Here is a 255-nt window from a genome sequence, read left to right as displayed (position 1 = left end):
ACTGGTCGAGTCGGCCTGCGCGGAAGATGTAACGGGGCTAAGTAGTAAACCGAAGCTGCGGCAATACAGTTTACTGTATTGGGTAGGGGAGCGTTCTGTAAGCCGTTGAAGGTGTGTTGTAAAGCATGCTGGAGGTATCAGAAGTGCGAATGCTGACATGAGTAACGATAAGGGGGGTGAAAAACCTCCCCGCCGGAAGACCAAGGGTTCCTGTCCAACGTTAATCGGGGCAGGGTAAGTCGACCCCTAAGGCGA

At 53.3% G+C, this 255-nt stretch carries 1 rRNA gene; it reads left to right on the top strand.

The features are described from left to right. A 23S ribosomal RNA gene (locus tag EXZ60_RS19240) occupies positions 1 to 255 on the top strand; the annotation flags it as partial.

Origin of the sequence: Vibrio sp. 1151_11, from assembly GCF_029478525.1 — a bacterium.
Classification (GTDB): Bacteria; Pseudomonadota; Gammaproteobacteria; order Enterobacterales; family Vibrionaceae; genus Vibrio; species Vibrio anguillarum.
Note: the sequence above shows the minus strand (reverse complement) of the source record. Positions and strands in the feature narration are given on the sequence as shown.